Origin of the sequence: Amnibacterium endophyticum, assembly GCF_042680685.1 — a bacterium.
GTDB lineage: Bacteria > Actinomycetota > Actinomycetes > Actinomycetales > Microbacteriaceae > Amnibacterium > Amnibacterium endophyticum.
In genome coordinates this window covers 1-4793 of record NZ_JBHUEA010000047.1, presented here as the reverse complement: position 1 = coordinate 4793, position 4793 = coordinate 1, and the positions used below count along the sequence as shown (strand labels likewise).

Below are 4793 nucleotides of genomic sequence, written 5' to 3'. Positions count from 1 at the left end.
CGCCCCCGCGTCCGCCGTCGCCGCGGCGGCGACGCTCGTCGACCTGCTGCTGCGCGGGCCCCGGGCTTCCGGCAGCGGCTGGGCGGGAGCACTCCGCCTCCACGGCCTGGGCGACGTCCTCACCGGCGGCATCGGCGTCGCGCTCGTCGTCCGGCTGGTCCTCCTCGTCGCCGGGGCGCTGCTGGTCGCCCGGGCCCGACGCGGGGTCGCGGGCACCGCCGTGCTCGGCGCGATCGCCGTCGGCGCGCTGACCACCGTCGCCCTCCTCGGGCACGCCGCGGCGGGGCCGGGCGCCGCCTGGCTGGTGCCGGCCGCGGTGGTGCACCTCGGGGCGATGACGACCTGGCTCGGCGGGCTCGTCCTGCTCGCCGGCGTGCTGCTGCGCCGGGGTGACGGCGCGCCCGACGCCGTCCTCCTGCGGCGCTGGCCCCGGCTCGCCTTCGCCTCCGTCGCCGCACTGATCGTGACGGGCGAGCTGCAGGCCTTCCCCACGGTCGTGCCGCTGCCGGCCCTCTGGCGCACCGACTACGGCCTGCTCCTCCTCGGCAAGCTCGGCCTCGTCGCCGTCGCGCTCGCCCTCGCCGTCGGCGCCCACCGGCTGCTGGCGCGGGGCTCCTCGCCGCACCGCCTGCGCCGGGCGGTGATCGCGGAGGCGGCGGTCACCGCCGCGGTCGTCGCCGTCACCGCCGTGCTCACGATGCAGCCGACCGCGGCGGAGACCTACGGGCCGCCGGCGGCCGTCGCCGCACCGCTCGATCCCGGTCGCCTCGCGGTGCAGGTCGCGTCGACCCGCCGCGGCCCCACCCGCCTGCACCTCGCTCCCCCGCCCGGGGTCCGGCTCGACCGCGTGGAGGGCTCGCTCAGCACGGAGGGCGTCCCCGGCCTCGAGGTGCACTTCGAGCGCACGGCCGACGGCGGCTGGCGCAGCACCGACGCCCAGACCCCGCTGCCGGGACGGTGGACGCTCACCCTGCAGCTCGACGTCGCTCCCGACCGCGGCCTCGCGACGCGCACCGCCTGGGACGTCTGGTAGCCGCCGAGAGGGTTCAGCGCCGGTCCGCCGCCTCGCGCAGCCTCGCGGCGACATCGACCGCCGCGTCGCGCAGCGCCTCCGGGCCCTCGATCTGCAGGACGGCACCGAACCCCGCGAATCGCGCCGCGAGGGCGGGCCACGACCAGGAGCCGAGGGTCACACGCGCCCGCTCCGCGTCCAGCGCCTCGATCTCGGCGTGCTCGTCGACGAACGGCGCGATCCGCCGAGCGGCCAGGCCGACGACCGCGGTGCCGACGCAGGGCCACGCGTCCTCCTCCGCCGAGCCCTTGAAGCGTGCGGCGAGGAACGACACCGCGTCTCCGCCCGGGACCTGCCGCGGCGTGAAGGCGAGCCGGGTCGGCGCGCGCGGTGCGATGCGATCGACGCGGAACGACCGCCAGTCGCCCGCGCCGTCCGCCGCCTCGCCGTCCCAGGCCAGCAGGTACCAGCGGCCGTGCCGTGCGACGACGGCGTGCGGCTCGACCCGCCGCGGACGGGCGCGCCCGCCGTACTCGAAGCGGAGCACCTCGCGCCGGCGCGCGGCGTCGCTGACGGCCACGAGGACCGCGGGGTCCGCGAGCGCGCCGCCGGGCGTCGCGCTCACCTCCACCGCGTCGACGCGCTCGCGCAGCCTGGACGGCATGACCTGGCGCACGGTGCCGAGCGCACGGACCGCCGCCTCCGCGATGTCCGCGCCCGAGGCCGGGGCGACGGCGAGCGCCAGCGCGACCGCGACGGCCTGGTCGTCGTCGAGCAGCAGCGGCGGCAGCGCCGACCCGCTCGCCAGCCGGTACCCGCCGGCAGGCCCGCGGAGCGCCTCGACGCGGTAGCCGAGCCCCCGGAGGCGGTCGACGTCGCGGCGCACCGTCCGCAGGCTGACCTCCAGACGGTCGGCCAGCAGGTCGCCCGGCCAGTCGCGCTGCACCTGCAGCAGGGACAGCAGGAGCAGCAGGCGGGCGGACGGATCGGCCATGGGAACAGTCTGAAGGGAGAAGCGGCCAGGATCTGACCGCAATGATCGGGATGCTGATCTCGAAGCCGCCGCAGGGGCGGCTGACGAAGGGATCGACATGACCATCGCGACCACCCCGCACCTCAACTTCGACGGCGACGCCCGCGCGGCGCTCGACTTCTACGCCACAGCCTTCGGCGCGGAGGTGCAGGCGATGACCTACGGCGCGATGGGCGCCGTGCAGGACCCGGAATGGACCGACCGCGTCATCTGGGGCCAGGTCGAGACGGCGAGCGGCATCCGAGTGATGGCCTTCGACGTCTGGCCGGGGCAGCCGTACGACCAGGGCTCGAACGCCTTCTACGTCTACCTGCTCGGCGACGACGCGGGCGAGATCACGCGGGCATGGCAGGGGCTGTCCGACGGCGCGGAGATCCGGCAGCCGCTCGGCCCGTCGGCCTGGTCGACCCTCGCCGGTCAGCTGCGCGACCGCTTCGGCGTCGTCTGGCAGCTGGACGTGCGGGCGCCGCAGCCGTCCTGACCACCCCGTCGGGGCTCGCGGATCCGCAGTTCCTGCGCGGATCCGCGAGAGGAGAGGACCTCAGCCGAGGCGCTCGTCGACGTAGCACCAGCGCCACGCCTCGCCCGGCTCGGCGCTGCGCATCACCGGGTGCGCGGTGCCGCGGAAGTGGAGGTCGGCGTGCCGCCGCTCCGAGCTGTCGCAGCAGCCGACGTGCCCGCAGGTCAGGCAGGTCCGCAGGTGCACCCAGGTGGAGCCCTCGCGGACGCAGTCCTCGCACTTCCCCGGCGTGCTCGGGGTGATCGCGAGCGGCGCGGAGCGCAGGTGCTCGCAGCTGCCCTTCCCGCCGCGCGGGTCGACCAGCTCTTCGCGCCGTCCGCCCTCCCCGATCTCCTCGGGCACGTCGAGCGCCGCCTCCTCCTGGTCGATCCGCTTCAGCGCGCTCCGCAGCACGGGGTCGTCCGTCGTGCCCTCGTCGCGGGCCGCCAGCACCACGTCGCGCTGCGCCTGGAGCATGGCGAGCCGCAGGCGCCGGTACAGCGCGGTCGGGGTCTCGCCGCCCTGGTCGCCGAGCAGCTCCCAGAGGCGCGAGGACTGCGCGGCGTTCCGGGTGCGCAGCGCGGAGACCACGTCCGCGGGCTCGTCGCCGGTGAGGAGCCCGTCGAGCCGCCGCGTCGCCGCGCCGGTCGCGCGGTCCATCAGCTCGGCGGCCTGCAGCGCGTCCTGCGCCGGGTCCGCGACCGGCAGCCGCAGCGCGCGCACGAGCGGGCCGAGCGTCAGCCCCTGCAGCAGCAGCGTGCCGCCCACGACCACGAAGGCGGCGAGCTGCAGCAGGGGCAGCTCCCGCACGTCAGGCAGCACGAAGACCGCCGCGAGGGTCACGACGCCGCGCATCCCCGCCCAGCCGAGCACCGCGATGCCGCGCAGGTCGACCCGGTGCCGGAGCGGCGGCACGACGGCCCACGCCGCGAGCACCACGAGGAACCGGGCGGCGACCACGACGACGAGGACGACCGCGCAGACGCCGAGCACCGTGCCGAGCCCGAACTCCCGCACGTTGCCGATCAGCCGCGGCAGCTGCAGCCCGATCAGCAGGAAGACGGCGTTCTCGAGCACGAAGCCGGCGCTGCGCCAGTTCACCGCCTCGGCGATGCGGGCGCGCGGCGAGGTGGTGCGCGGCGTGGCCTGCGCGACGATCAGCCCGGCGATCACGGCGCCGAGCACGCCCGAGCCCTCGAGCGCCTGCGCGGGCAGGAACGCCGCGTACGGGATCGCGAAGGAGGTGACCACCGACAGCACCGGGTCCTGCAGGCGTCGCCGCACCCACCGTGCGGCGAGCCCGACGAGCACGCCGGACGCGACCCCGAAGACGACCGCCCGGACCAGGTCGCTCACGACCTCGACCGGGGTGATCACGTGCGACGCCGCGGTGATCGCGACGGTCAGCGCGGTCAGCGCGACGGGATCGTTCAGCAGGCTCTCGTCCTCCAGCAGCCCGATCAGGCGCCTGGGCATGCCGACCGAGCGGCCCAGGGCCGTCGCGGCCACGGCGTCGGGCGGGGCGACGGCCGCGCCGAGCGCGAAGGCGATCGCGAGCGACACCGACGGCAGCACCGCGTGCAGGGCGAAGCCGACCGCGAGGGTCGTGACGACGACGGGGATCGCGGCGAGGCCGAGCACCGACCAGATCGTGCGCTTCAGGTCGACGAGGGACGCCTGCACGGCCGCGGCGTAGAGCAGCGGCGGCAGCACGCCGCCCAGCACCAGCTCGGGGTCCAGCTCGATGCGGACGCCGGGCACCAGCCCGACGAGCACGCCGATCACGAGCAGCAGCAGGGGCAGCGGCACCTTCAGGCGGGGCGCGGCCAGCGCCCCGGCGGTGATCAGCACCACCGCGGCGACCACGGCGAGCCCGATCAGCACGCGAGGATCCTGCCAGGCGCCGCGGACGTCCGGACCGCCGCGGGCCTAGCGTTGGGCGGGTGGACGGAGCGCGCGCCGAGGTGCTCGGGCCCGTCCGCACCGCGGTGGCCGGCGAGGTCCGGCCCGTCGCGGGGGCGCTGCCGCGGCGGCTGCTCGTCGCCCTGGCGCTCGCGGGCGGCACCGGCCGCTCCGCGGAGGGGCTGGTCGACGACGTCTGGGCCGACGACGCGCCCCGGAGCCCGCGGGCGGCCCTGCAGATGCTCGTGTCCCGGGTCCGCGCCGCCGCGGGCGAGGGCCTGGTCCTCTCCACGCCCGCGGGCTACCGGCTCGCCGGCAGCGACCAAGGCGGAGGCCAAGCGGGGTTA

The 4793-nt window shown here is 76.9% G+C and carries 5 protein-coding genes; 3 read left to right on the top strand and 2 right to left on the bottom strand.

The genetic code is table 11. The annotated features are described in order from the left end of the window. The coding region (locus tag ACFSBI_RS16155) for a CopD family protein (RefSeq protein ID WP_377936753.1) at positions 1-1033 on the top strand (1033 nt) is incomplete at its 5' end. 13 nt (positions 1034-1046) lie between these two features. Here ACFSBI_RS16155 and ACFSBI_RS16150 read toward each other — a convergent pair. Continuing rightward, a complete protein-coding gene (locus ACFSBI_RS16150) occupies positions 1047-2006 on the bottom strand; it encodes a helix-turn-helix transcriptional regulator (RefSeq protein ID WP_377936751.1) in 960 nt (319 codons plus the stop codon). Positions 2007-2103: 97 nt separating this feature from the next. Between ACFSBI_RS16150 and ACFSBI_RS16145 the strand changes: the two genes are divergently transcribed. Then, positions 2104-2526, top strand: a complete 423-nt coding sequence (locus ACFSBI_RS16145; protein WP_377936749.1) for a VOC family protein — start codon at positions 2104-2106, stop codon at positions 2524-2526. Positions 2527-2586: 60 nt separating this feature from the next. Here ACFSBI_RS16145 and ACFSBI_RS16140 read toward each other — a convergent pair whose 3' ends face one another. Beyond that, complete coding sequence (locus ACFSBI_RS16140) at positions 2587-4428, bottom strand: cation:proton antiporter domain-containing protein (RefSeq protein ID WP_377936747.1); 1842 nt, start codon at positions 4426-4428, stop codon at positions 2587-2589. 59 nt (positions 4429-4487) lie between these two features. On the opposite strand from ACFSBI_RS16140, the gene ACFSBI_RS16135 reads away from it, so the two are divergent. Further along, the coding region (locus tag ACFSBI_RS16135) for an AfsR/SARP family transcriptional regulator (protein ID WP_377936746.1) at positions 4488-4793 on the top strand (306 nt) is incomplete at its 3' end.

Excerpts from the sequence above, each read along its gene's own strand:
- ACFSBI_RS16150 (WP_377936751.1), bottom strand. The coding sequence starts at position 2,006 with ATGGCCGATCCGTCCGCCCGCCTGCTGCTCCTGCTGTCCCTGCTGCAG.
- ACFSBI_RS16145 (WP_377936749.1), top strand. The coding sequence starts at position 2,104 with ATGACCATCGCGACCACCCCGCACCTCAACTTCGACGGCGACGCCCGC.